Below are 23,342 nucleotides of genomic sequence, written 5' to 3'. Positions count from 1 at the left end.
TCGAAAGGCTTCGCTATGGTTGATAGTCAACGTATGCGGGGGCAGTCTCGGGTCGTGACTAAGGAAACGTGTAGTCGTTGATTGTTCGAGGCGCCGCGGATCCTTTCTCGCATTCGGCGCGCCGTGACCTTCCGGCCCGAGGTGGGTGCCCGGCCTGGATCCGCAACTCTGGCGTCCCTGTGGCGGCCCTGTGGCGGCGTGCTCCGTGGGGTCGTTGGGTCCGTTCACCCCGGGGATGGGCCGCCGCGAGGGTCGGCGGTGGCCCTGTCGGGTCCAACTTCTCTGGCCGAGGGTCACACCGCACCGAGCAGTCGCCTCAGCGCAGGTGGGGGAAGGCCCGGGTCGCCCCGCTTGTCAGCCGGCGCGGGTATCGATGCCACCGAGACCCGGGCCGGGGGCCGCGCGAGCGAGTCGTCGCCCTCGTCCCTACCCCGCCCGAGATAGGGCGACGAGGGTCACGGTCTATTATCCGCGTATGAACGCAGATAGCTCGGGCGCTCGACGTCCACTCCCGGGCGACCAGGTGAGTCTGGCCGTCGAGGTCTTCCGCATGCTCGCCGACAGCACCCGCATCCAGCTGTTGTGGGCGCTGATCGACCGGGAACTGTCGGTCAACGAGCTCGCCGGCGAGGTGGGCAAACTGCCGGCCTCGGTGTCCCAGCACCTCGCGAAGCTGCGGATGAGTCGGCTGGTGCATACCCGGCGGGAAGGCACCCAGATCTACTACCGCCTGGAGAACGAGCACATCGCCCGACTGGTCACCGACGCACTCGACAACGCCGACCATGCCAGCGCCGGCATCCCCGAGCACCACCGCGCCGACGCCGGCGTCCGCCGCCTGACCCAGCCCACCTCCACGACCGCAACGGATCGGCCATGACCGCCGCCGGCCACCCCAACCAACCCGACAACGTCTCCAGCGGTCGTGCTTCCGGCCACGATCCTGGCGATGCGGACGGCCACAACCGATCCCACGGACACGACCACGCCGACGGCCGCACCCATGACCACGGGTCCGACCACGGCCACGGGAACGGGCATGACCATCCGCGGGGACTCACGGGGTTGCTCGCCTCGGTCTTCCGGCGGCACAGCCACGACTCCGCCGACTCGATCGACTCCGCGCTGGAGACCAGCAGGGAGGGCGTACGGGCCCTGAAGATCAGCCTGGTCGCGTTGATGATCACCGCCTTCGCGCAAGCGGTGGTCGTCTACTTCACCGGGTCGGTCGCCCTGCTCGCCGACACGATCCACAACTTTTCCGACGCGCTGACCGCCGTTCCGCTGTGGATCGCGTTCGTTCTCGGCCGGCGTGCCGCCTCCCGCCGCTACACCTACGGCTACGACCGCGCCGAGGACCTCGCCGGGGTCTTCATCGTCTTCATGATCGCCCTTTCGGCGGTCGTGGCCGGCTACGAGTCCATCCGCCGGCTGATCGACCCCCAGCCGCTCACCAATGTCGGCGTCGTCATCGCCGCCGGCCTCATCGGCGCCGCTGGCAACGAGCTCGTCGCCCTGTACCGCATCCGCGTCGGCCGCAAGATCGGCTCCGCGGCGCTGGTCGCCGACGGCCTGCACGCCCGCACCGACGGATTCACCTCTCTCGCCGTCGTCTTCGGCGCCCTCGGCGTCCTGGCCGGCTTCCCGCTCGCCGACCCCCTGGTCGGCCTCGGCATCACCGTGGCGATCCTGTTCGTACTCAAGGGTGCGGCGACCGACATCTTCCGCCGCCTGATGGATTCGGTGGAGCCGGAGCTGGTCGACGCCGCCGAAACCAGCATCAGCACCGCTCCCGGGGTGCTCGGTGTGGAGCGACTGCGGGTGCGCTGGACCGGGCACCGCCTCCGCGCCGAGGCGGCAGTTCTCGTCGATCCCGACATCGGCGTCATCCAGGGCCACGCCATCGCCGTCGACGTCCACCACCGGCTGCTGCACGACGTTCCGCGCCTGATCGACGCCACGGTGCACGTCAGCCCGTTGGATCGCGGTGGCCACGATCACCATGCGGCGCTGGCCCACCATCGGGCAGTGGAACCGGGGGCCGGCACGACCCGCGACTGACTGCCACGGCGAAGCCCGAGCCGCATCCGTCCGGAGCGACGAGGCGTAGGTGCTCGGCCTGGTAGACGGCCTCGTGGAGCTGGGCGACGTGATGGTCGTATAGGGCGCAGGCACCCGTCAGCCGCTGAGAGGGAGCCCGTCGCTCACCTCGGCGTCCATGGTGGCGGCCGTCGGCGGTGCACCGTTTCCTTGACCGCGGCCCCGACCTGCCCTCCGGCGACTGATCATCCCCCGCGCTGGTTCTGCTGCTCGGGCTGCCGATGACCCTCGCGGTCGGCACCTCGCTGGTCATCATCAAGGATCAACTCCGTCGCTGGGTTCGCCGCCCACGCCGGGGACGTCGCGCTGGACTACCGGATCGCGCTGGCCTTCACCGCGGTCGCGCAGCCACGGGCAAGACGCACGTCTGGAACCTGAACGGCGGAGACGGGCCTCGTGCTGCCCGGCCAGGCGGCCGGCTGCCGGCTTCCTCGCACTACCGAATCGTCCCTAGGCGGAACCGACCGCGGGCAGGCGCTCGCGGCTGCGCGGCGGCCTGGTCGGCGCCGGAGCGGAGGCCTGCGCGGTCTGCTGCGCCGCACCGCTGATGGCTGGTGGGGCATCGGCGTCACCGGCGCGGGCCGCGACCGCGCTGACGGGTCCCTTCGCCGGGGATCCTGTTCGCCGTCACGGTCGCCGCGGCCACCGTCGCGGTGGTCGTCGTCCGCCGTCGGGGGGGCGCGCTGGGCAGCGGCATGCGCCACCGCGGCGCCCGGTCCCGTGCCCGTGGAAATCGGCCGGCGCCCCGCCCGGCCCGAGCCAGCCGCGCCTTGACCGGTGGCGGCGCCGGCTACGGCAACGTCCGCGGCATGCGGCGCTGCGGCACGAGGGTGGGCACCAGGCGCACGTAGATGACCATGCCGATCAGTTCGACGAGGGTCTGGGTGACCACGACCACCGGCGCCAGCGCAAGCGACGCCGGCAGCGCCAGCGCCAGCGGCAGGACCACCAGCGAGTTGCGGGTGGCACCGCTGAAGACCAGCGCGCGCCGGGACGGGACATCGAGCCCGAACAGCCGGCCGGCACCTACACCGAGCACCGCCATGACGACCAGGAACCCGGCGTAGATCGGCACCAGAATCAGCAGCTGGGACGCCTGCATCCGCACCGTCCCGGCCTGGGAGGCGACCACGACGAGCAAGGTCGCCATCATCAGCGGCACCATCGCCGCCAGCATCGCCGACTCGAGGTTGCGGCCGGCGCGGCTGCGCGCGGCCAGCGCCTGGGTCGCCGCGGCCGCGGCCAGGGGCACCACGATCAGCACCAGGAAGGCTTCGGCGAACGGGCCGACGTCGACGACGGCGACGCCCTCGGGGCCGATGAACAGCAGCAGGTACACCGGCAGCAGCAGGACCTGGGCGAGCATCAGCAGCGGCGCGGCGGCCAGCAACCGCTCCGACGCGCCGCCGGCCAGGCCGCTGAAGACGATGACGTAGTCGATGCACGGCGTCAGCAGCACCAGCAGCACCCCGAACAGCAGCGCGGGGCGGTCGGCGACGAACCGGGACAGCCCGTAGGCGACCAGCGGGACCACCGCGAAGTTCAGGACGAGCACCGCTGCCAGGAACCGCCCGTCGCGCAGCGCCGCACCGATCGAGGCGAACGGCACCCCGAGGAACGTCGCGTACAGCAGCAGCCCGAGGACGGGGTAGATGGCCACTTCGACACGCTCGGCCGCCGGCAGGAAGACCCCGATCGCCCCACCGGCGGCGATCGCGACGAGGTAGAGCCCGATCTGGTGGCGCTCCAGCCACGCGACGGGGGACGTCATCCGCGGCGGCTGCCGGACAGCGAGGTGAGCACGGCAGCAGACGGTAGAGCTTCGAGCCGCTCGAAGGTCAAACCGGCAGCCGGCGCCTAGCCTGGCCGGTGTGCGCATCTCCGAGGTCAGCCGGCGCAGCGGCGTGCCGGCGACAACGCTGCGGTACTACGAGACGATCGGCCTGATCGCCGCCCGGCGGGCGAGCAACGGCTACCGCGACTACGACGAGAACGTGCTCGGCCGGCTCGACCTCATCGAGGCGAGCAAGGAGCTCGGCCTGCCGCTGGAGGAGATCGCCCGCCACCTCGACGCGCTCCAGACCCGCTCCTGCACCGAGGTCCGCGACAGCCTCCTACCCCTGCTCGCCCGGCAACTGCGCCGAATCGAGGAGAAGCGAACCCGGCTCGACCGCCTGAGCCGACGTCTGCGCGCGGCCAGCGCCGGCCTGGCCAGCTGCCCCGACCGCGACGAGCTGTGCTCATCGGAATGCGCGCTACGCCTCACCGCAACCACCTGAGCCGCCTGAACCGAACCGGGCTTGGACGCCATGCCCTCCCGGTTCGGACATCGGGTGGGAACGGGACGCGGCGCGACCTATCTGTCCCTAGAGCCGCGTTCGGGGACCAACGCTGCCGGACGGTCAACCGAGGGTCCACCCCGCTTCCCCATAACCCGCTTCCCTCCGACTGCGCAGCGCCGGGGGAAGGGTGGGCCGAAGGCCCATCCCGGAGGGACGCGCAAGCGCCCTTCCGGCGGCCGGCGCGGTCGGAGAGACTGCCGCGGTGATGGGGCGGGTGCCGCCTCCCAGCGCAGCGTCCGACGCAGCGGCGGCCGCGTCCCCGCAGTCCCATGCTTCGACGCTGTCGCCTCGCTGTGGACCGGGAGGCGGAGCCCGAGAGGATCTGCCGGCGGGTGGTGTGACCGATGTTGGTCACGGCTCGGGTCATGCCGCCAAACGAGGGTCTCACCTGCGCGGTCAGTCCCTCGGCGTGACCTGTACATGACCTACGGGGCGGAAAACCAAGGGTTATAGGGGGCTGATACGGGCCATCTAGACGGGTGTCCAGTAATCCATTGGAAGACTAAACATGCGGCTTGACCTGCTGCTTTACGTGGAGCGGGTGACGAGAATCGAACTCGCACTGTCAGCTTGGGAAGCTGATGTTCTACCATTGAACTACACCCGCGACGGCCTGAGCTGCGCGTTCCCACGCTGCTCGCGGCCTCGGCAGACAGCGTAGCAACTCCGCCGCGCGGCCACGGAGCCGGTGCCGTCCGCCCGGGAGGTGGCCGCACCGGGAGCGGCACTCCCTAGACTCCGCGCCATGCTGCTGTCCGACCGCGACATCCGGGCCGCCCTGGCCGACGGCCGGCTGGGCCTGGCGCCCTACGACGCCGCGATGGTGCAGCCCTCGAGCATCGACGTCCGGCTCGACCGGTTCTTCCGGGTGTTCAACAACGCCCGGTACACCCACATCGACCCGGCGCAGCAGCAGGACGACCTGACCACGCTGGTGGAGCCCAACGGCGACGAGCCCTTCGTGCTGCACCCCGGGGAGTTCGTGCTCGGTTCGACGCTCGAGGTGGTGAGCATCCCCGACGACCTCGCCGCGAGGCTCGAGGGGAAGAGCTCGCTGGGGCGTCTCGGGCTGCTGACGCACTCGACCGCCGGCTTCGTCGACCCGGGGTTCTCCGGCCACATCACCCTCGAGCTGTCCAACGTGGCCAACCTGCCGATCACGCTCTGGCCGGGCATGAAGATCGGCCAGCTCTGCCTGTTCCAGCTGAGCTCGGCGGCCGAGCACCCCTACGGCTCGGCGGTCTACGGCTCCCGGTACCAGGACCAGCGCGGCCCCACGCCGTCCCGGTCGTTCCGGAACTTCAGCCGGGCCGAGACCCGGCCCGCCGCCGCGGGGGACGCGCTCCCCTCCTGACGGGCGTCCTACGGCCGGATGAACTGTCGTGCGACGCCGGATGACGGGCCGCCGAGTGGGGTAGAGAGGTCCGCATGGACCCCCGGGACACCGCTGTTCTGCTGCCCCAGCCCTCGGGCGACCAGGGCGGGAACGGCTCCTTCGACTGCGCGGAGGAGTCGGCGCACTACGCGTTCTCCGTCCAGCTGCTGCTCACCCAGTACGCCGCCCTTGTTCCCTGGCAGACCGAGGGCGTGGCCGAGCTGGGCAGCGGTGACGCCCGGGCCATCGCGCACGTCGTCCGCGCCGTCCCCGGGCTGACCGTGCACGGCACCGACATCAGCGCCGCCTCGGTCGAGCGCGCCCGCCGGACCATCGACGACCTGGGGGTCGGCGACCGGTACACCGTCGAGCTCGGTGACTTCTTCGCCTGGGCCGACTCCCCGGAGGGCGCGCGGACCTCCACGGTCATCGCCAACCCGCCCTACATCCCGGCCCCGGACGGCGACATCCTGATGCCGGAGCTGTGGGGCGGCTGGTACGGCAACGACCTGGTGCTCCGGCTGCTCAAGGCCGGCTTCGACCACCTGCTGGTCGCGCTGCCCAGCTACTCCGACCCGGCGGCGACGCTGGCCGCGGCCGGCGAGCTGGGCTACCGGGTGGCGAACTTCCTGGCGATGGGGCTGGAGTTCGGCGCGTACAGCAGCGAGCCCAAGGTCGCCGAGCACATCGCCCGGCTCACCGCCGAGGGCCACGGCTGGGCCGGCGAGGGCTCCTACGTCGTAGCGGTCGCGCTGCTCACCCGCTCGCCCGAGGCGCCGCGCGACCGGTCCACCGAGCTCCTGCGGGCGCTGCAGCTGAGTGTCTAGCGCTCCCGGACGACCACCGCGGGCTCGGTGCCGGCCACCTCGACGGCGGGGTCGCCGTCCGCGGGTGACCGGTCGCCGAACAGCCCGGGCACCTCGTCGTCGACGTAGCGCTCGCGGCAGACCATCCAGCCGCTGACCAGCAGCCCTGCGGTCGACGCGTAGGCGATGACGAACATGCCGCCGTAGCCGCCGGTCACCCCGCGGAGCAGGCCGACGAGCAGCGGTCCGGCGCCGGCCAGCGCGTACCCCCAGCCCTGCGAGACGGTGGACAGCGCAGCCACCGACTCGGGGGTGCGCCCGCGCAGGCCGATCAGGGTCAGCACCATCGAGAAGGTGCCCATGCCCACGCCGAGCAGCGACACCCACAGCCAGGTCACCGCCAGCGGCGCCAGCAGCAGCCCGGTCCAGCCGGCCAGGTAGCAGCAGACGAAGCCGACCAGCATCGGTCGCTGCAGCCGCTGCCGGACGGCGGCGGTCGGGACGACGGCGTTGAGCGGGATGACGATGAGCGCGTTGACCCCGACCAGCACGCCGGCGCTGCTGGCCGACATCCCCTCGTCGCGCAGGTACTGCGCCGTCCAGCCGACGACGACGTAGGCCTCCACCGCCTGCAGGCCGAAGAACGCCGCCATCACCCACGCCAGCCGGCTGCGGGTCAGCGCCCGCAGCCGCACGGGGCGCCGCGCGCTGCTCCCGGCACCCGGGTGCCGCGGGACGAGGAGCCACGGCAGGGCCGCGAGGAACGCGAAGACCGCCCAGATGCCCAGCGCCCAGCGCCAGCCGTCGGCGCCGACGGCCTCGGCGATCGGTGCGGTGGAGACGGCGGCGACCGCACCACCGACGGCCAGGGAGGTGCTGTAGGCGCCGACCAGCAGCCCGGTGCGGTCGGGGAACCACTTCTTCACCAGGCTCGGCAGCAGCACGTTGCCCAGCGCACCGCCGACCATGGTCAGCACGGTGCCGACCAGGAAGAACGCCACGGCGGGGACGGCGACCCGGACCAGCAGGCCGGCGGTCATCACGATCAGCGCTGCCGCCAGCACGTGCCCGTCGCGGTAGCGGGCGGCCAGCGGGGGCCCGGCGAAGCCGATCACCGCGAAGCACAGCAGCGGCATGCTGGTGATCAGCCCGGCGAGGCCGGAGGAGATGCCCAGCCCCTGCTCGATCTCCTCGAGGACCGGGCCGATGCTGTTCACCGCGGTGCGCAGGTTGAACCCGGTCAGCACGATCGCGGCCGCGACCAGCACCAGCCCCCGGCGCTGCACGGGCGGTCTCGGCGGCGCGGCGGCGGTCACGTCCGGCCATCTTCCTCCGGAGGCCCGGGCCCGGTGCAGCGGGTCAGTTGCGCGCGTGGCCCACCCGCTGCACCCGCGGTACCACCTGGGGCACCCGGTGCCAGACGGCCTTCTGCAGCAGCAGGGTGGCGGTGGCGGCCAGCAGGATGCCGACGAGGTTGACGCCCAGCTGGGTGGCCGCCTCGCGGAGGTCCGTGCCGCTGCCCAGCGCGATCGCCAGCGCGATCTCGCCGGCCGCCGGGACCGTGGTCACCGAGATGAACACCCCGACCAGCGCACCGGACCGGGCGGACGTTAGGGAGAGGACACCCGCGATCCCGGCCAGCACCGCCACCACCAGGGACCACCGGTCCGGCTGGGTGATGAACCCGGTCGCCGGCCGGTCGGCTGCCAGCAGGTCGGTGCCGAACCACCCCAGCCAGCGGCCGGCGAGGGCCGCGACCACGGTGACGGCGATCGCCACGGCGAAGCCGACGACGAGGGAGACGACCGCCTGCACGCCCATGGCCCTGCGCCGGTGCACCAGCGCGACGGCGAGCGCGGCCAGCGGGCCGAACTCGGGCCCGAGCACCATCGCGCCGATCACCAGCGGGGCCGAGTCGTTGACGATCGCGACGGCCGCCAGCAGCGTGGCGATGGTCAGGAACGTCAGGTAGGAGACCGAGAGCGCTGCGTCGGCCGCCGTCGAGCGGACGACCTGCTCCCAGACGACGGCGTCCGACCCGTCACCCGGCGCCCGCCGCTCGGCCTCCTCAGCGGGGCGGGACACGGCGGCGTCCACCGCCTCCATGGCGATGCCGCCGTCCCGGTCCACGTGCAGCTGCCGCAGCGCCTCGATCAGCTGGTCCGCCGACTCCCGCGCGACGTCGACGAGGAAGAGGTCACCGGGCGGGCGCACCGAGCCGCCGGTCACGACCGCCAGGTGGGCGACCCCCGGGTCGGAGTCGAGCAGGGCGCGGACGTCGTCGCTCCGGTCCGGCGGGGCGGTGATGCGCAGGTGGAGGAGCACCAGGCCACTCTGCCGGGCCCCCGTCGCGCTCCTGCGAGGGTTGAGGGAGACCGGCTCTCCCGCTATCGCGTGCCGCTCACCGTGAGGGTGGTGGCGGCGACCTCGCTGGTCGTGCCGTCCGCGGCCAGCCGGAGCACGGCCAGCTGGTGCGGGCCGTCCCCGGCCGGCGTGGCCAGCAGCAGCGTCGGGCTCAGGCACTGCTGCAGCCGCAGCGCCGGCCCGGCCGCCGTCTGGGTGTAGGAGACCCTGCTGCCGGCGTCCCCGCGGACCGGTGCGCCGTCCAGGGTGACCACGTAGTCGGTGTCGTCCGGCCCGGTCAGCCGGAAGCGCAGCGCCTCGCCGGCGGTCACCGCGCTGCTGGCCACGGCGATCGCCGGGGTGTCGCAGTCGGCGGTGATCGGCACCTCCTCGGCCCCCCGGCTGCCGGCGAAGCCGAGCACCGCCATGACGACGGCGGCGACGACGAACCAGGTCCAGTTCCGGCCGCGCCGGATGGGTGGCGTGTCGTCGGCCAGCGCCCGCTGGTCGTTGACGTCGCGGGCGTAGTGCAGCCGGGTGCGGCGGTTGCCCGCCGCCAGCTCCGGGTCCTCCCGCCCCCGCACACCACCGAAGAAGGAGCTCACGGTGCCCAGTGTCCCTTCGGCCCCGTCCAGAGGCTCGCCCCGAGCCTGCGAGGGGTGAGGAGGACGGGGTCCTTACTCGTGCTGCGTGGCGGGTGAGCCCGTGCCCGCCGGGTCGTCGGGCTCGGTGCCCACGCCCGGCCCGGACTCCGCGCCGGGTGCGCCGACCGGTGCCAGCGAGCGGAGCAGGATCTGGCTGACGTCGAGCACCTCGACGTGCTCCTTGGCCTCCCCTGCCTGCTTCTTGCTGGTCACCGCGTCGCTGAGCATGGTGATGCAGAACGGGCAGGCGGTGGAGATGACGTCGGGGTCGAGGTCGAGCGCCTCCTCGGTGCGCTCGACGTTGATCCGCTTGCCGATCTTCTCCTCCATCCACATCCGCGCGCCGCCGGCGCCGCAGCAGAAGCCGCGGTCCTTGCAGCGGTGCATCTCCTGGGTGGTCAGCCCCTGGACGGAGTCGAGGATCTCCCGCGGGGGCGTGTAGACCTTGTTGTGCCGGCCCAGGAAGCACGGGTCGTGGTAGGTCACCTTGCGGTCGACCGGGGTGACCGGGGTGAGCCGGCCCTCCTCGACGAGCTGGCCGAGCAGCTGTGTGTGGTGGACGACGTCGTAGTCGCCGCCGAGCTGCGGGTACTCCCGGTTGATCGAGTTGAAGCAGTGCGGGCAGGTGGCGACGATCTTGCGCCGGCCGGCCGGGCGCTCCTCGAAGACCGCGTTGAGCGTCTCGACGTTCTCCATGGCCAGCTGCTGGAACAGGAACTCGTTGCCCATCCGGCGGGCCGGGTCACCGGAGCAGGTCTCGCCGTTGCCGAGGGCGGCGAACTCCACCCCGGCCATGTGCAGCAGCTCGGCGACGGCCTTGGTGACCTTCTTGGCCCGGTCGTCGATGGCGCCGGCGCAGCCGACCCAGAACAGGTACTCGACGTCGTCGTCGATCGCGCCGTCGACCTGCCGGACCTCGAAGTCCAGGTCCTTCATCCAGTCCTCGCGGACGTTGCCGCCCACGCCCCACGGGTTCCCGCGGTTCTCCAGGTTGCGCATCATCACGCCGGCCTCGGAGGGGAAGCTCGACTCGATCATGGTCTGGTAGCGGCGCATGTCCATGATGTGGTCGACGTGCTCGATGTCGACCGGGCACTGCTCGACGCAGGCCCCGCAGTTGGTGCAGCTCCACAGGACGTCGGGGTCGATGACCCCGCCCTCCTCGAGCGTGCCGACCAGCGGGCGGTGCGCCTGGGCGTCGTTGGTGCCCTCGATGCGGGCGTAGCCCGACGCCCACTCCTGCTCTGCGCTGGGCTCGAGGGTGGTGAAGTCGGCGAAGTTCGGCGCCTCGTCGGAGGCCTTGGTCGCGCCGGTGAGGTACGGGGCCTTGGCGTACAGGTGGTCCCGCAGGTCCATGATCACCATCTTCGGCGACAACGGCTTGCCGGTGTTCCAGGCCGGGCACTGGCTCTGGCACCGCCCGCACTCGGTGCAGGTGGTGAAGTCCAGCATCCCCTTCCAGGTGAAGTCCTCGATCTTGCCGCGGCCGAAGAGGTCGTCCTCGCCCGGGTCCTCGAAGTCGATCGGCTTGCCGGCGCTCATCATCGGCTGCAGCGGGCCCAGCGCCACGCCGCCGCTCGCCTCGCGCTTCCAGTAGATGTTGAAGAACGCGCTGAACCGGTGCCAGGCGACGCCCATGTTGAGGATGCGGGAGATGGTGATCAGCCAGACGAGGCTGACCACGATCTTCACGAAGGCGATGACGCTCAGCAGGTCGGGGTTGCCCGGGACGAGGTTGCTCAGCGCCCCGGACACCGGGTGCGACCAGCCGGGGGCGTCGGTCAGCCCGGCGGAGATCTTGACCGCCCGGATCAGCAGGATGCAGAGGCCGATGGTGAGGACGACGGCCTCGACGAAGTAGCCGCGGCCCTCGTTGGTCCCCGCGAAGCGGCTGGCGCGGCCCTTGCGGCGCGGGTGGTCGAGCTGGCGCCGGATGATCAGGTAGACGATGCCCAGCACCGTGCCGGTGCCGATGACGTCGACGAAGAGGTTCCACAGGCTCCACTCGCCGATCAGCGGCAGGTGCCACTCCGGGTCCCACACCTCCCCGAACGCCTCGACCAGGGTGAGGAACAGGCCGTAGAAGCCCAGGAAGACGAACCAGTGCGCGGCACCGATCGCCGACCACTTGAGCATTCGGGTGTGGCCGAGGGACTCCACCGCGAGCGTCTTCAGGCGCGGGCCGACGTCCCCGGAGCGGGTGGGGTCGGGCTGGCCGGTCCGGAAGATGCGCAGCATCGCGCGGACCGCCTTGGTGGCGTAGACCACCGACACGACCAGCAGGAGCACGGCCAGCGTGCCGAGGACGATCTGCAACGGGCCCATGGGCTCCCTCTCGTGCGCGTGCGCAGGCGTCATCGCCCACCCGGACGGACGATAACCGGGTCGCTGCAGGCTACTCGTCAGTAACCCCAGACCGCCCGCCGCCCGGTGGAGCAGCGGGCCGACGAGCCGGGGCCGGTGGACCCCGGGAACACGGACCCGGGGACTGCCGTTACCCTGGGCAGGAAAGTTGAGCGGACCCGGCGCAAGGCCCTGCGGCACCCGCAGGAGCCACCCGGCGCTCGGCTCCCGGACCAGCACCACCCCCGTCACAGCAAGGAGAGGTCTCCCATGGCACGAGCAGTCGGTATCGACCTCGGCACGACGAACTCCGTCGTCGCGGTCCTCGAGGGCGGCGAGCCCACCGTCATCGCCAACTCCGAGGGCGCCCGCACCACCCCGTCGGTGGTGGCCTTCGCCAAGAACGGCGAGGTCCTCGTCGGCCAGTCGGCCAAGAACCAGGCCGTCACCAACGTCGACCGGACGATCCGCAGCGTCAAGCGCGAGATCGGCACCACCTGGAAGACCGGCGACATCGACGGCAAGCAGTACACCCCGCAGGAGATCAGCGCCCGGGTGCTGCAGAAGCTCAAGCGCGACGCCGAGACCTACCTGGGCGAGCCGGTGACCGAGGCCGTCATCACCGTCCCGGCCTACTTCGAGGACGCCCAGCGCCAGGCCACCAAGGAGGCCGGGGAGATCGCCGGGCTCAACGTGCTGCGCATCGTCAACGAGCCCACCGCGGCCGCGCTGGCCTACGGCCTGGACAAGGGCGAGACCGAGCAGACCATCCTGGTCTTCGACCTCGGTGGTGGCACCTTCGACGTCTCGCTGCTGGAGATCGGCGACGGCGTCATCGAGGTCAAGTCCACCGCCGGTGACAACAAGCTCGGTGGTGACGACTGGGACGAGCGCGTCGTCAAGCACCTGGTGCAGACGTTCAACGCGCAGTCCGGCATCGACCTGTCCAAGGACAAGCTGGCCATGCAGCGCCTCCGCGAGGCCGCGGAGAAGGCGAAGATCGAGCTGTCCGGCGCGCAGTCGACCAACGTCAACCTGCCCTACATCACCGCCGGTGCCGACGGCCCGCTGCACCTGGACGTCACGATCACCCGCGCCGAGTTCCAGCGGCTGACCCAGGACCTGCTGGACCGGACCAAGGCCCCGTTCAACCAGGCGATCCGCGACGCCGGCGTCAAGGTCGGCGACATCGACCACGTCGTCCTCGTCGGTGGCTCCACCCGGATGCCCGCCGTCACCGACCTGGTCCGCGAGCTGACCGGCGGCAAGGAGCCCAACAAGGGCGTCAACCCCGACGAGGTCGTCGCCGTGGGTGCCGCGCTGCAGGCCGGCGTGCTCCGCGGTGAGGTCAAGGACGTCCTGCTGCTCGACGTCACCCCGCTGTCCCTGGGCATCGAGACCAAGGGCGGGATCATGACCAAGCTCATCGAGCGCAACACCACGATCCCGACCAAGCGCAGCGAGATCTTCACGACGGCCGACGACAACCAGCCCTCCGTGCAGATCCAGGTCTTCCAGGGCGAGCGGGAGATGGCCGCCTACAACAAGAAGCTCGGCATGTTCGAGCTGACCGGTCTCCCGCCGGCCCCGCGCGGCGTCCCGCAGATCGAGGTCGCCTTCGACATCGACGCGAACGGCATCGTCCACGTCCACGCGAAGGACCTGGGCACCGGCAAGGAGCAGTCGATGACCATCACCGGCGGCTCGGCCCTGCCCAAGGACGACATCGAGCGGATGATGCGCGACGCCGAGGCGCACGCCGAGGAGGACAAGAAGCGTCGCGACGAGGCCGAGACCCGCAACCTCGCCGAGTCGCTGCAGTACCAGACCGAGAAGTTCCTCGCGGAGAACGGCGACAAGATCCCGGCCGACAAGAAGGAGGAGCTGGGTGAGGCCCTGACCGAGCTGCGCTCCTCCCTCGGCGGCTCCGACATCGCCGCGATCAAGACCGCGCAGGAGAAGGTCGCTCGGGTCTCGCAGGAGGTCGGTGGCGCTCTGTACGCCCAGGCGCAGGCCGACGGTGCCGGCGCCCCGGGTGCCGGTGACGCCGGGTTCGACACCGGCGCGACGGGGAGCACCGCCTCCGACGACGACGTCGTGGACGCCGAGATCGTCGACGAGGACCCCGACAAGAAGTGACCCGCCGTCCGTGATCGTGTCCACCGGCCCGAGAGACCGGGCCGGTGGCGCGGGGGGAGACGATGAGCCAACAGGACGAGCAACCGCCCCGGGTCGTGATCCGGGACAAGCGGCGCATCGACCCGACCAGCGGTGCGGCCCGGGTGCCGGCCGAGCAGGAGCCGATCAGCGCCCGGCCGGCGCAGGGAGACCCGCGCGAGACCGTGCCGGAGCAGGGAGAGCAGATGAGCGAGCAGTTCAGCGAGACCCCGGCGGACCTCGTCGACGAGCCGGTGGGCGGGGTGGTCGTCGACGACGCCACGCGCCAGCTGGCCGAGCGCACCGAGGACCTCCAGCGGGTCACCGCGGAGTACGCCAACTACCGGCGCCGGGTCGAGCGGGACCGGGTGCTGGTGGTCGACCAGGCCGCGGAGCGCTTCGCCGGCCAGCTGTTCCCGATCGTCGACGACATCGAGCGGGCCCGTGACCACGGCGACCTGACCGGCGCCTTCAAGGTCGTCGCCGACCGCGTCCTGGGCCTGCTCGAGGGGCTCGGCGTGGAGGCGTTCGGCGCGCCGGGCGACCCGTTCGACCCGGCGCTGCACGAGGCGGTGCTGCACGACACCTCGCCCGAGGTGTCCGAGCCGACCGCGACCACCGTGCTCCGGCCGGGGTTCCGGCGCGGGGACCGGGTGCTGCGGACGGCGATGGTCGGCGTGACCGACCCGGAGTCGCCGGCGCCGGCCGCCGCCGAGCCGGCGAGCGCCGACGCCCCCGCCGACGAGCAGCCGGGCGCGGGCCCGGCCGCCGGCTGAGCACGACCACCACCCGGCCGGTCCCCCCTCCGCAGCGCGGAGGGGAGACCGGCTCGTCAGCAGCTGGACAGAGAGGAGGCGCCCGATGAGCAGCACCCGGGACTTCATCGAGAAGGACTACTACGCGGCCCTGGGCGTCGCCAAGGACGCCGACGCCGCGGCCATCAAGAAGGCATACCGGCAGCTGGCCCGTGAGCTGCACCCGGACAAGAACCCGGGGAACACCCAGGCGGAGACACGCTTCAAGGAGGTCTCCGAGGCCTACGACGTGCTCTCGGACGCCAAGCGGCGGGCCGAGTACGACGAGGCCCGCCGGATGTTCGGCTCCGGCGGCTTCCGGCCCGGCGCCGGCGCCCCCGGCGGCTTCCCGGGGGGCTTCCCCGGCGGTGCCCCGGGTGGGCAGCCCTTCGACCTGGGCGACATCTTCGGCGGCGGCGGTGCCCCCGGTGCCGGCCGGGCCGGCGGCCTGGGCGACATCTTCGGCGGGCTGTTCACCGGCGGCGCCGCTCCCGGTGGCACCCGGAGCCGGCAGCAGGCCGCGTCCGGTCCGGCCCGCGGGCAGGACGTGGAGACCGAGGCGACGCTCGCGTTCGACGAGGCGGTCCTCGGCGTGACGGTGCCGCTGCGCATGCAGAGCCCGGGCACCTGCGCGACCTGCCACGGCAACGGTGCCCGGCCCGGCACCAGCCCGCACACCTGCCCGGTGTGCAACGGCGCCGGGGTCACCAGCCGCAGCCAGGGCGCGTTCGCGTTCTCCGAGCCGTGCCGGGAGTGCCGGGGCACCGGTTCGGTGGTCGACGACCCGTGCCCGGAGTGCAAGGGCAGCGGCGTCACCACGCAGACCCGCACCATCACCGTCCGGATCCCGGCCGGCGTCAAGGACGGCCAGCGCATCCGGCTGGCCGGCAAGGGCGCACCCGGCCGGCGCGGCGGACCGGCGGGTGACCTGTTCGTCGTCGTCCACGTGTCCGGGTCGGACCTGTTCGGCCGGACCGGCAACGACCTCACCCTGACCGTCCCGGTGTCCTTCGCCGAGGCGGCGCTCGGGACGACGCTGACCGTCCCCACCCTCGACGGGTCGGTGTCGCTCAAGGTCCCGGCCGGCACCTCCAGCGGGCGCACCTTCCGGGTCCGCGGCCGGGGCGTGCCGGGCAAGGGCAGCACCGGCGACCTGCTGGTCACCGTGGAGGTCGCGGTCCCGGCCCGGCTCACCCCGGGTGCCCGGGAGGCGATCGAGAAGCTCGCCGCCGAGCTGCCCGACGACCCCAGGCCGGAGATCACCGAGGTGTTGCGCGGCGGAGGTGCCCGATGAGCCTCCCCGAGCCGGGCCGGGCGTTCGCCGAGGACGCGCCGGTCTTCGTGATCTCCGTGGCCGCCGAGCTCGCCGGCATGCACGCCCAGACGCTGCGCCAGTACGACCGGCTGGGGCTGGTCAGCCCCGGCCGCACCGCCGGCGGCGGGCGGCGCTACAGCCCCCGCGACGTCGCGCTGCTGCGCGAGGTGCAGCGGCTGAGCCAGGAGGACGGCGTCAACCTGGCCGGCATCAAGCGCATCATCGAGCTCGAGTCGCGGGTCGAGGCGCTGCAGGGCCGGGTCGCGGAGCTGCTCGACGAGCTCGAGCTGTCCGAGACCCGCCGGATCGCGGCGGAGTCGGCCGTCTCGGCCGCCTACCGCCGCGACCTGGTCCCGCGCACCTCGAGCTCGGCACTGGTGGTGTGGCGCCCGACCGGACATCCGTGACCGGACCCGGGAACGCAGCGGGCGCACCGCTCGTGATGAACGGTGTGACCGTCGACAGTGCACCTCGCGTCTCCGTGGAGCGACCTCTGGTGGACAGCACCCCGGACTGCCATGCGGCGTTCGTCGTCCTCGAGCGGGAGATCGCCCTGCTGCTGCGCCGCTCGCGCGCGATCCAAGGCCGGCTGGCCGGCCAGCTGCACGCCGACCTCGACGGCGCCGCGTACGGGCTGCTCGTCCTGCTGGACGACGCCGGCCCGCTGCGCGCCAGCGACGTCGTGGCCCGGCTCGGGCTGGACAAGAGCACGGTCAGCCGCCAGGTCGCCTCGCTGGTGGCGCTCGGCCTGGTCGACCGGGCCGCCGACCCCGACGACGGCCGCGCCCAGGTGCTCTCCACCTCCCCGGAGGGCCACCGCCGGCTCAGCCAGCTGCGCGACGCCCGCCGCGAGCGGTGGGAGGCCGACCTCGCCGGCTGGGAGACCACCGACGTCGCGACCCTGGCCCAGCTGCTCGGCCGGCTGAACCGGCTGGGCGAGGAGCGCGAGGCAGAGGCCACCCGCTCCTGACCCAGCCGGGGCCCCCGCCTAGGGGATCATCCAGCTGAGCGCGCCGGTCGACTGCAGCACGACGATCACGCACATGCCCAGCAGCAGGACCAAGCTCCAGCCGAACACCTTCCGGAAGAGCTCACCCTCCTTGCCGGCCATGCCGACCGCAGCCGCCGCGATGGCCAGGTTCTGCGGGCTGACCATCTTGCCCAGCACGCCGCCGGAGGTGTTCGCCGCCGCGAGCAGCACCGGGTCGAGCCCGGCGCCGGCCGCCGTCTGCACCTGCAGCGCGCCGAAGAGCGCGTTCGCCGAGGTGTCCGACCCGGTCACCGCGACCCCGATCCAGCCCAGGATGGGGGACAGGAAGGCGAAGAAGGCGCCGGTCTGGGCCAGCCAGGCACCCAGCGAGGTGGTCTGGCCGGACTGGTTCATCACGTAGGCCAGCGCCAGCACCGCCATGACGGTGACGATCGCCCACTTGAGCTCGGCGTACGTGCGGCCGTAGGCCCGCAGCCCGCGCGCGGGCGAGATCCTGAGCACGACCATGGTCAGGATGCCGGCGAGGATCATCAGCGTGCCCGCCGCGGGCAGCCAGTTGAAGGTGTAGCTGGTGGAGGCCAGCTCGGTGTCCGAGCCCGGCCCGAAGACGTCGAGCCCCGGCCAGGCGAAGACCGTCGTCCACGGCGACGCGGCCAGCGCCGTCTTCACCGCGCTGATGTTCGCGATCGAGAAGATCACGATGATGATCAGGTAGGGCGCGTAGGCCTTCAGCACCTCGCCGCGGGTGTCCGGCACGACCGGGCCGTCCTCCCGGCTGGCCGGGGCGCCCGGGTCGCGCGGACCCTGGCTGCCGGGACGGTCGCCCAGCTCCTCGCCGGCGGTCGCGCCGGCACCGACCTCCCCGGTGTGCCGGCCACCGCCGGCGGCCACCGCCTCGCGGGCCAGGTCCGGGGACTCGGCCGGCGTCCAGACCCGCAGCATCGCCACGATGGCGGCGGCGGAGACCAGGGCGGCGATGATGTCGGTCAGCGGCACCGAGATGTAGTTGGCGGCGACGAACTGGGCGAGGGCGAAGGCCAGGCCGGACACCAGCGCCACCGGCCAGGTCTGCCGGACCCCGCGCTTGCCGTCGACCACGAACACCAGCACCAGCGGGACGACGATCGCCAGGATCGGCGTCTGCCGGCCGACCATCGCGCCCAGGTTGTCCACCGTGAGCCCGGGGTCGTCGTTCACGCCTGAGGTGACCGTGGCCAGGGTGACGATCGGCGTGGCCAGCGCGCCGAACGCGACCGGCGCGGTGTTGGCGATCAGCGCCACGGCCGCGGCCTTGAGCGGCGCGAACCCCAGCGCCATGAGCATGACCACGGTGATCGCCACCGGCGTGCCGAAGCCGGCGAGGGCCTCCAGCAGGGCGCCGAAGCAGAAGGCGATGATGATCGCCTGGATCCGCTGGTCGGGGCTCACCTTCTCGAACGAGCGGCGCAGCACGTCGAAGTGCCCGGTCTCGACGGTCAGGTTGTAGACCCAGATCGCGTTCAGCACGATCCACAGGATCGGGAAGAACCCGAAGGCGGCGCCCTCGGTGGCGCTGAGCAGCGCCTGGTCGACCGGCATCGAGTACAGGACGACGGCGACCAGCAGCGCGACGAGCAGCGCCACCAGCCCGGCGATCCACGCCTTCACCCGCAGCGCGCCCAGCAGGACGAACAGGGTCAGCAGCGGCAGGACGGCGCAGAGGGCGGAGAGCCCGAGGGACCCGTTGACGGGGTCCAGGACCTGTTCGAACACGGGCTCACCTCGTTGTGAGAAGGGGTGGAACGGGTCAGGCCCCGTCCAGGGGCTCGCACCGGGCGTGCCCGGGGCGAGGAGGACGGGGTCCTGCTACTGCGGGCCCAGCGTGCTGACCGGCAGGCCGCGGATCGAGGCGTCGAGCACCTCGATGGTGTGCGCGAGCCCGATCCGGGTGCCCTGCCGCTGCAGCGAGGAGGACACCTGCATCAGGCAGCCGGGGTTCGCCGTCACCAGCAGCTCGGCGCCGGTGGAGGCGATGTTGCGGGCCTTGCGGTCACCGAGCTCCCGGGCCGGCTCGGGGTTGAGCACGTTCCAGATGCCCGCCGAGCCGCAGCAGATCTCGGCCTCGGGGATCTCCCGCAGCTGCAGGCCCGGGACCTCGCGCAGCAGCGCGCGGGGTTGCTGCCGGATGCCCTGGGCGTGCCCGAGGTGGCAGGCGTCGTGGTACGCGACGGTGACCTCCAGGGGGTGCCGTTCGGCGACGGTGCCGAGCTCGGCGAGCAGTTCGGAGACGTCGCGCACCGAGGCGGCGAAGGTCCTGGCCCGCTCGGCGTAGGCGGGGTCGTCGGCGAGCACGTCGGCGTACTCCTTCATGCTCGACCCGCAGCCGGCGGCGTTGACCACGACGGTCTGCACCCCGGCGGCCTCGAAGGCGTCGATCGTCGCCCGGGCGAACCGCTCGGCCTCCTCCTGCCGGCCGTTGTGCACCGACAGCGCCCCGCAGCAGCCCTGCGCGCGCGGGATGACGACCTCGCACCCCTCGGCGGCGAGCACCCGGGCGGTCGCGGCGTTGACCCCGGGGAAGAACTCGCCCTGCACGCAGCCGGTGAGCATCCCGACCACCGCCCGGCGCTCGCCCACCGCCGGGACCCGGGAGGGCAGCTTCTCGCGCTTCTCCAAGACCGGGGCGAGCCCCTCCATCGCGGCCAGCTTGGGCGCCAGCCGGTCCAGCAGCCCGCTCGAGCGGACCACCTTCGGCAGCCCGCTGGCCTGGTAGGCGCGCAGCGGCCCGCGCAGCGCCCGCAGCCGCCGCTTGTAGGGGAACAGCGCGAAGATGGCCGCGCGCATCGCCCGGTCGCCGGGGCTGCGGGTGTGGTGCCGCTCCACCTGCACCCGGGTGGCCTCGATGAGCTTGTCGTACTGGACGCCGGAGGGGCAGGCGGTCACGCAGGCCATGCACCCCAGGCAGGCGTCGAAGTGCTGGACCATCGTGTCGGTCAGCGGCGCGCCCTCCAGGCCGGCCTTCATCAGGTCGATCCGGCCGCGCGGGGAGTCCATCTCCTCGCCCCACAGCGTGTAGGTGGGGCAGGTCGGCAGGCAGAAACCGCAGTGCACGCAGTCGCTGATCAGCTCGGCCGAGGGCGGGTGCTCGTCGTCGAAGGCCGGCCGCACGGTCGGCGTGCCGATCGGCACCGGGCCGCTCGCCCGGACCCCGGCGGTGCGCGGGTCGTCCTGCGGGCCCTCGGCTTGAACGGTGGTGGGCTGTCCCATCAGATGCCTCCGACGAAGCGGCCGGGCGCCAGGCGGCGCTCCGGGTCGAACTGCTCCTTGACCCGGCGCATCAGGTCGATGGCCGGCACCGGGCCCCAGGTGTCCACGGCGGCCCGCACCGAGGCCGGTGCCTCGAGCACCACCAGCGAGCCGCCGTGCGCGGTGCACGCCGTGCGGGTGCGCTCGACCACGGCGGCGACCGCCTCGACCGGGGCGTCGGCGGCCAGCGCGCCGTACAGCACCCCGGCCCCGCCGGAGCCCCGCAGCGTCAGCGGCACCCCGGCGTCGGCGGCGGCGCGGCGGGCGGCGTCCAGCACCGCTGCCAGCCCGGACAGCGCGCAGGTGAGCTTCAGCCCGACCTCCGGCAGGTCGGGGTCGTCCCGCCAGGGCAGCACGCCCCAGCCGGGCGGCGGTCCACCGGCCTCCTCGGCGCCGGCGCCGAGCAGCTGCAGCGTGGCCGCCGTCCGGGCCTCGACCCCGGCGGGCGTGCCACCGAGCTCGACGCCGACCGTGCCGGCGCCGTCGACCCGCCACTCGACCTCGACCGCGGCGGGCACCACCTGGGCGTGCACCATCGTCTGGACCAGCGCTGCGGCGTCCTCGGCCGTGCCGAAGGGCACCGTGACGAAGCGCCGGGCCGCCGGCAGCGGGTGCAGCCGGAAGACCGCCTCGGTGATCACCGCGAGCGTGCCGAACGAGCCGATGACCAGCTTGCCCAGGTCGTAGCCGGCCACGTTCTTGACCACCCGGCCACCGGCCTTGGCGACGACGCCGTCGGCACGGACGAGGGTGACCCCGAGCAGCAGGTCGCGGGCGGTCCCGACGACCAGCCGGCCGGGACCGCTGGTGTTGGTCGCCAGGGCGCCGCCCACCGAGGAGCCGGGGACGACCTCGTCCAGGGACAGCCGCTGCCCCGCCTGACCGACGGTCCGCTGCACGTCGGCCAGCAGCGTGCCGGCCTCCGTGTGCACGATCAGGTCACCGGCGGCGTGGTCCAGGACGGCGGACATCCGGCTCATGTCCAGGACCAGGTCGGCCCGCTCGGGCGGCCGGCCCCAGGACAGCTTCGTGCCCCGCCCCCGCGGGACGACGGTGAGCCCGTGCCCGGCCGCGGCCTGCAGCACCGCCGCGGTCTCGGCGGTGGTGCCCGGCCGGGCGACGAGCGTCGCGGGCACCCCGTCGACGGCGTCGGCCGGGCCGGCGTCGGTGACGTCGCCGCACGCGGAGGACAGCGCGCTGCGGGCGGCGTCCAGGCTGACCGTGGTCATCAGAACGCGTCCGCCAGGCCGGCCTCGACCAGCGGGTGGGCGTGCTTCCGCTTGCCCGGGACCTCGCCGCACAGCCGGGGCGTCGGGAAGATCTTCCCGGGGTTGGAGATGTTGCCCGGGTCGAACGCGCACCGGACCAGCTGCATGGTGTCCAGGTCGTCGTCGGTGAACATCTTCGGCATGTAGGCGGCCTTGTCCACGCCCACGCCGTGCTCGCCGGTGATCGCCCCGCCGTGGCTGATGCAGAGGTCCAGGATCGCGCCGCTGACCTTCTCCGCCGCGTCGCCGGCGCCGGGCTTCGCGTCGTCGAAGAGCACGAGCGGGTGCAGGTTGCCGTCGCCGGCGTGGAAGACGTTGGCCACCCGCACCCCCGAGGACGACGACAGGTCGGCGATCGCGCGCAGCACCTCGGGCAGCGCCGTCCGCGGGATGACGCCGTCCTGGACGATGTAGTCGGGGCTGATCCGGCCGACCGCGGCGAACGCGGACTTGCGGCCCTTCCAGATCAGCGCCCGCTCGGTGGCGTCGATGGCCAGCCGCAGCTCGAAGGAGCCGTGCTCCTGGCAGAGCCGCTCGACGACGTCGTACTCGTGCTGCACCTCCGCCGACGGGCCGTCGAGCTCGATGACCAGCACCGCGCCGGCGCCGTCGGGGTAGTTGCAGTGCACGGCGGCCTCGGCGGCCTCGATCGCCAGGGCGTCCATCATCTCGATGGCGGCCGGCAGCACGCCGCTGCCGATGATGGCCGAGGTGGCCGCGCCGGCGTCGTCCGTGGACCGGAAGCCGACCAGCAGGGTGCGCACCTCCTCGGGCAGCCGGACCAGCCGGACCGTCGCGGTGGTCGCGATGCCGAGGGTGCCCTCGGAGCCGACGACGGTGCCCAGCAGGTCGTAGCCGGGGGAGTCCGGTGCCAGCCCGCCGAGCTGCACGACGTCGCCCTGCGGGGTGACCAGCTCCGCGCCGAGGACGTGGTTGCTGGTGAAGCCGTACTTGAGGCAGTGCGCGCCGCCGGAGTTCTCGGCCAGGTTGCCGCCGATCGAGCAGATCTGCTGGCTGCTGGGGTCGGGGGCGTAGTAGTAGCCCTCACCGGTCGCCGCCCGGGTGACGTCGAGGTTGATCACGCCGGGCTCGACGACCGCGCGCTGGTCGGCCCGGCGCACCTCGCGGATGGTGCGCATCCGGGAGGTGACCACCAGGACGCCGTCGGCCCGCGGCAGCGCGCCACCCGACAGCCCGGTCCCCGAGCCGCGGGCGACGAAGGGGACGCCGTGCTCGGCGCAGGCCCGCACCACCCCGGCGAGCTGCTCGGTGGTCTCGGGGAGCACCACCAGCGCGGGGGTGACCCGGTAGTGGGCGAGACCGTCGCACTCGTAGGTGCGCAGCTGGGTGGGGTCGGAGATGACCCCGGTGTCGGGCATCAGCTCCCGGGCGACCCGGCCCACCGCGGCGATGCCGGCCGCGTTGTCCCCGACCTCCCCGGTGGCCGCGGTGGCCTCCGGCGGGGTGTCGCCGAGGACCGGCCCTGCCGACGTCTGCGTGCCGTGCGTACCGCTCATGAGGTTCCGCCTTCGTCGCCGGACCTGCTGGGAGTGCGCGCAGTGGGGGCCATGTCGGCCAA

General features: G+C 72.9%; 19 protein-coding genes and 1 tRNA gene. 10 read left to right on the top strand and 10 right to left on the bottom strand.

Annotation, left to right across the window (positions count from 1 at the left end; genetic code table 11):
- The first annotated feature begins 235 nt into the window (after window positions 1-235).
- Together MODMU_RS30235 and MODMU_RS24620 are read left to right on the top strand one after the other, a co-directional pair.
- A complete protein-coding gene (locus MODMU_RS30235; RefSeq protein WP_331437094.1) occupies window positions 236-880 on the top strand; it encodes an ArsR/SmtB family transcription factor in 645 nt (214 codons plus the stop codon).
- The gene (locus tag MODMU_RS24620; RefSeq protein ID WP_014743122.1) at window positions 877-2,061 is read left to right on the top strand and encodes a cation diffusion facilitator family transporter; all 1,185 of its coding nucleotides are present in this window, start codon (window positions 877-879) and stop codon (window positions 2,059-2,061) included. Before MODMU_RS30235 ends, MODMU_RS24620 begins: the two co-directional genes overlap by 4 nt.
- A gap of 829 nt (window positions 2,062-2,890) precedes the next feature.
- Here the strand turns inward: MODMU_RS24620 and MODMU_RS24615 are convergent.
- On the bottom strand, window positions 2,891-3,871 hold the full coding sequence (locus tag MODMU_RS24615; protein WP_014743120.1) for an arsenic resistance protein: 981 nt from the start codon (window positions 3,869-3,871) through the stop codon (window positions 2,891-2,893).
- A 100-nt stretch (window positions 3,872-3,971) separates the two neighbouring features.
- Between MODMU_RS24615 and MODMU_RS24610 the strand changes: the two genes are divergently transcribed.
- Window positions 3,972-4,379, top strand: a complete 408-nt coding sequence (locus tag MODMU_RS24610) for a MerR family transcriptional regulator (protein WP_014743119.1) — start codon at window positions 3,972-3,974, stop codon at window positions 4,377-4,379.
- Window positions 4,380-4,975: 596 nt separating this feature from the next.
- Here MODMU_RS24610 and MODMU_RS24605 read toward each other — a convergent pair.
- A tRNA-Gly gene (locus tag MODMU_RS24605) sits at window positions 4,976-5,049 on the bottom strand.
- A 138-nt stretch (window positions 5,050-5,187) separates the two neighbouring features.
- Between MODMU_RS24605 and dcd the strand changes: the two genes are divergently transcribed.
- Window positions 5,188-5,796, top strand: a complete 609-nt coding sequence (dcd, locus tag MODMU_RS24600; protein WP_014743118.1) for a dCTP deaminase — start codon at window positions 5,188-5,190, stop codon at window positions 5,794-5,796.
- Between the two features lie 74 nt (window positions 5,797-5,870).
- Window positions 5,871-6,644, top strand: coding sequence for a class I SAM-dependent methyltransferase (locus MODMU_RS24595; RefSeq protein ID WP_014743117.1), 774 nt, complete (start codon window positions 5,871-5,873; stop codon window positions 6,642-6,644).
- On the opposite strand, the gene MODMU_RS24590 is transcribed toward MODMU_RS24595, so the two are convergent.
- The 4 genes from MODMU_RS24590 to MODMU_RS24575 all read right to left on the bottom strand — a co-directional run bounded on the left by MODMU_RS24590 (window position 6,641) and on the right by MODMU_RS24575 (window position 11,935).
- Window positions 6,641-7,939, bottom strand: a complete 1,299-nt coding sequence (locus tag MODMU_RS24590; RefSeq protein ID WP_041795604.1) for a CynX/NimT family MFS transporter — start codon at window positions 7,937-7,939, stop codon at window positions 6,641-6,643. The genes MODMU_RS24595 and MODMU_RS24590 overlap by 4 nt on opposite strands.
- Window positions 7,940-7,982: 43 nt before the next feature.
- A complete protein-coding gene (locus tag MODMU_RS24585; RefSeq protein ID WP_014743115.1) occupies window positions 7,983-8,948 on the bottom strand; it encodes a DUF389 domain-containing protein in 966 nt (321 codons plus the stop codon).
- A gap of 62 nt (window positions 8,949-9,010) precedes the next feature.
- Complete coding sequence (locus tag MODMU_RS24580) at window positions 9,011-9,571, bottom strand: hypothetical protein (RefSeq protein WP_014743114.1); 561 nt, start codon at window positions 9,569-9,571, stop codon at window positions 9,011-9,013.
- A 72-nt stretch (window positions 9,572-9,643) separates the two neighbouring features.
- A complete protein-coding gene (locus MODMU_RS24575) occupies window positions 9,644-11,935 on the bottom strand; it encodes a (Fe-S)-binding protein (protein ID WP_014743113.1) in 2,292 nt (763 codons plus the stop codon).
- Window positions 11,936-12,223: 288 nt separating this feature from the next.
- Here MODMU_RS24575 and dnaK point away from each other — a divergent pair, with 288 nt between their 5' ends.
- The 5 genes from dnaK to MODMU_RS29835 all read left to right on the top strand — a co-directional run bounded on the left by dnaK (window position 12,224) and on the right by MODMU_RS29835 (window position 17,189).
- Window positions 12,224-14,092: a molecular chaperone DnaK gene (gene dnaK, locus MODMU_RS24570; RefSeq protein ID WP_014743112.1), complete on the top strand. Its 1,869-nt coding sequence runs from the start codon at window positions 12,224-12,226 to the stop codon at window positions 14,090-14,092.
- Between the two features lie 62 nt (window positions 14,093-14,154).
- Window positions 14,155-14,886, top strand: coding sequence for a nucleotide exchange factor GrpE (gene grpE / locus MODMU_RS24565; RefSeq protein WP_041795601.1), 732 nt, complete (start codon window positions 14,155-14,157; stop codon window positions 14,884-14,886).
- A gap of 85 nt (window positions 14,887-14,971) precedes the next feature.
- Complete coding sequence (gene dnaJ, locus MODMU_RS24560) at window positions 14,972-16,198, top strand: molecular chaperone DnaJ (RefSeq protein ID WP_014743110.1); 1,227 nt, start codon at window positions 14,972-14,974, stop codon at window positions 16,196-16,198.
- Window positions 16,195-16,626 (top strand): heat shock protein transcriptional repressor HspR, encoded by a 432-nt coding sequence (locus MODMU_RS24555; RefSeq protein WP_014743109.1) that lies wholly within the window; start codon window positions 16,195-16,197, stop codon window positions 16,624-16,626. Before dnaJ ends, MODMU_RS24555 begins: the two co-directional genes overlap by 4 nt.
- Window positions 16,627-16,715: 89 nt before the next feature.
- A complete protein-coding gene (locus MODMU_RS29835; protein WP_051144073.1) occupies window positions 16,716-17,189 on the top strand; it encodes a MarR family winged helix-turn-helix transcriptional regulator in 474 nt (157 codons plus the stop codon).
- An 18-nt stretch (window positions 17,190-17,207) separates the two neighbouring features.
- On the opposite strand, the gene MODMU_RS24545 is transcribed toward MODMU_RS29835, so the two are convergent.
- From MODMU_RS24545 to MODMU_RS24530, 4 genes are all read right to left on the bottom strand, one after another.
- The gene (locus MODMU_RS24545) at window positions 17,208-18,962 is read right to left on the bottom strand and encodes an L-lactate permease (RefSeq protein ID WP_014743107.1); all 1,755 of its coding nucleotides are present in this window, start codon (window positions 18,960-18,962) and stop codon (window positions 17,208-17,210) included.
- Between the two features lie 93 nt (window positions 18,963-19,055).
- A complete protein-coding gene (gene glcF / locus MODMU_RS24540) occupies window positions 19,056-20,456 on the bottom strand; it encodes a glycolate oxidase subunit GlcF (RefSeq protein ID WP_014743106.1) in 1,401 nt (466 codons plus the stop codon).
- Window positions 20,456-21,724, bottom strand: a complete 1,269-nt coding sequence (locus MODMU_RS24535; RefSeq protein ID WP_014743105.1) for an FAD-binding oxidoreductase — start codon at window positions 21,722-21,724, stop codon at window positions 20,456-20,458. The genes glcF and MODMU_RS24535 overlap by 1 nt, the downstream gene beginning before the upstream one ends.
- Window positions 21,724-23,280 carry an FAD-linked oxidase C-terminal domain-containing protein gene (locus MODMU_RS24530; RefSeq protein ID WP_014743104.1) on the bottom strand — a complete coding sequence of 519 codons (1,557 nt, stop codon included), beginning with the start codon at window positions 23,278-23,280 and terminating at the stop codon, window positions 21,724-21,726. Before MODMU_RS24530 ends, MODMU_RS24535 begins: the two co-directional genes overlap by 1 nt.
- Window positions 23,281-23,342: the final 62 nt, after the last annotated feature.

This window comes from Modestobacter italicus, from assembly GCF_000306785.1.
Taxonomy (GTDB): Bacteria; Actinomycetota; Actinomycetes; order Mycobacteriales; family Geodermatophilaceae; genus Modestobacter; species Modestobacter italicus.
This window is presented reverse-complemented; position numbering and strand designations above follow the sequence as displayed.

What these genes read in the sequence shown, in the direction of transcription:
- MODMU_RS30235 (WP_331437094.1), top strand. Translation starts at nt 236, where the DNA reads ATGGGCCGCCGCGAGGGTCGGCGGTGGCCCTGTCGGGTCCAACTTCTC.
- MODMU_RS24620 (WP_014743122.1), top strand. Translation starts at nt 877, where the DNA reads ATGACCGCCGCCGGCCACCCCAACCAACCCGACAACGTCTCCAGCGGT.
- MODMU_RS24615 (WP_014743120.1), bottom strand. Translation starts at nt 3,871, where the DNA reads ATGACGTCCCCCGTCGCGTGGCTGGAGCGCCACCAGATCGGGCTCTAC.
- dcd (WP_014743118.1), top strand. Translation starts at nt 5,188, where the DNA reads ATGCTGCTGTCCGACCGCGACATCCGGGCCGCCCTGGCCGACGGCCGG.
- MODMU_RS24595 (WP_014743117.1), top strand. Translation starts at nt 5,871, where the DNA reads ATGGACCCCCGGGACACCGCTGTTCTGCTGCCCCAGCCCTCGGGCGAC.
- MODMU_RS24575 (WP_014743113.1), bottom strand. Translation starts at nt 11,935, where the DNA reads ATGGGCCCGTTGCAGATCGTCCTCGGCACGCTGGCCGTGCTCCTGCTG.
- dnaK (WP_014743112.1), top strand. Translation starts at nt 12,224, where the DNA reads ATGGCACGAGCAGTCGGTATCGACCTCGGCACGACGAACTCCGTCGTC.
- grpE (WP_041795601.1), top strand. Translation starts at nt 14,155, where the DNA reads ATGAGCCAACAGGACGAGCAACCGCCCCGGGTCGTGATCCGGGACAAG.
- dnaJ (WP_014743110.1), top strand. Translation starts at nt 14,972, where the DNA reads ATGAGCAGCACCCGGGACTTCATCGAGAAGGACTACTACGCGGCCCTG.
- MODMU_RS24555 (WP_014743109.1), top strand. Translation starts at nt 16,195, where the DNA reads ATGAGCCTCCCCGAGCCGGGCCGGGCGTTCGCCGAGGACGCGCCGGTC.
- glcF (WP_014743106.1), bottom strand. Translation starts at nt 20,456, where the DNA reads ATGGGACAGCCCACCACCGTTCAAGCCGAGGGCCCGCAGGACGACCCG.
- MODMU_RS24535 (WP_014743105.1), bottom strand. Translation starts at nt 21,724, where the DNA reads ATGACCACGGTCAGCCTGGACGCCGCCCGCAGCGCGCTGTCCTCCGCG.
- MODMU_RS24530 (WP_014743104.1), bottom strand. Translation starts at nt 23,280, where the DNA reads ATGAGCGGTACGCACGGCACGCAGACGTCGGCAGGGCCGGTCCTCGGC.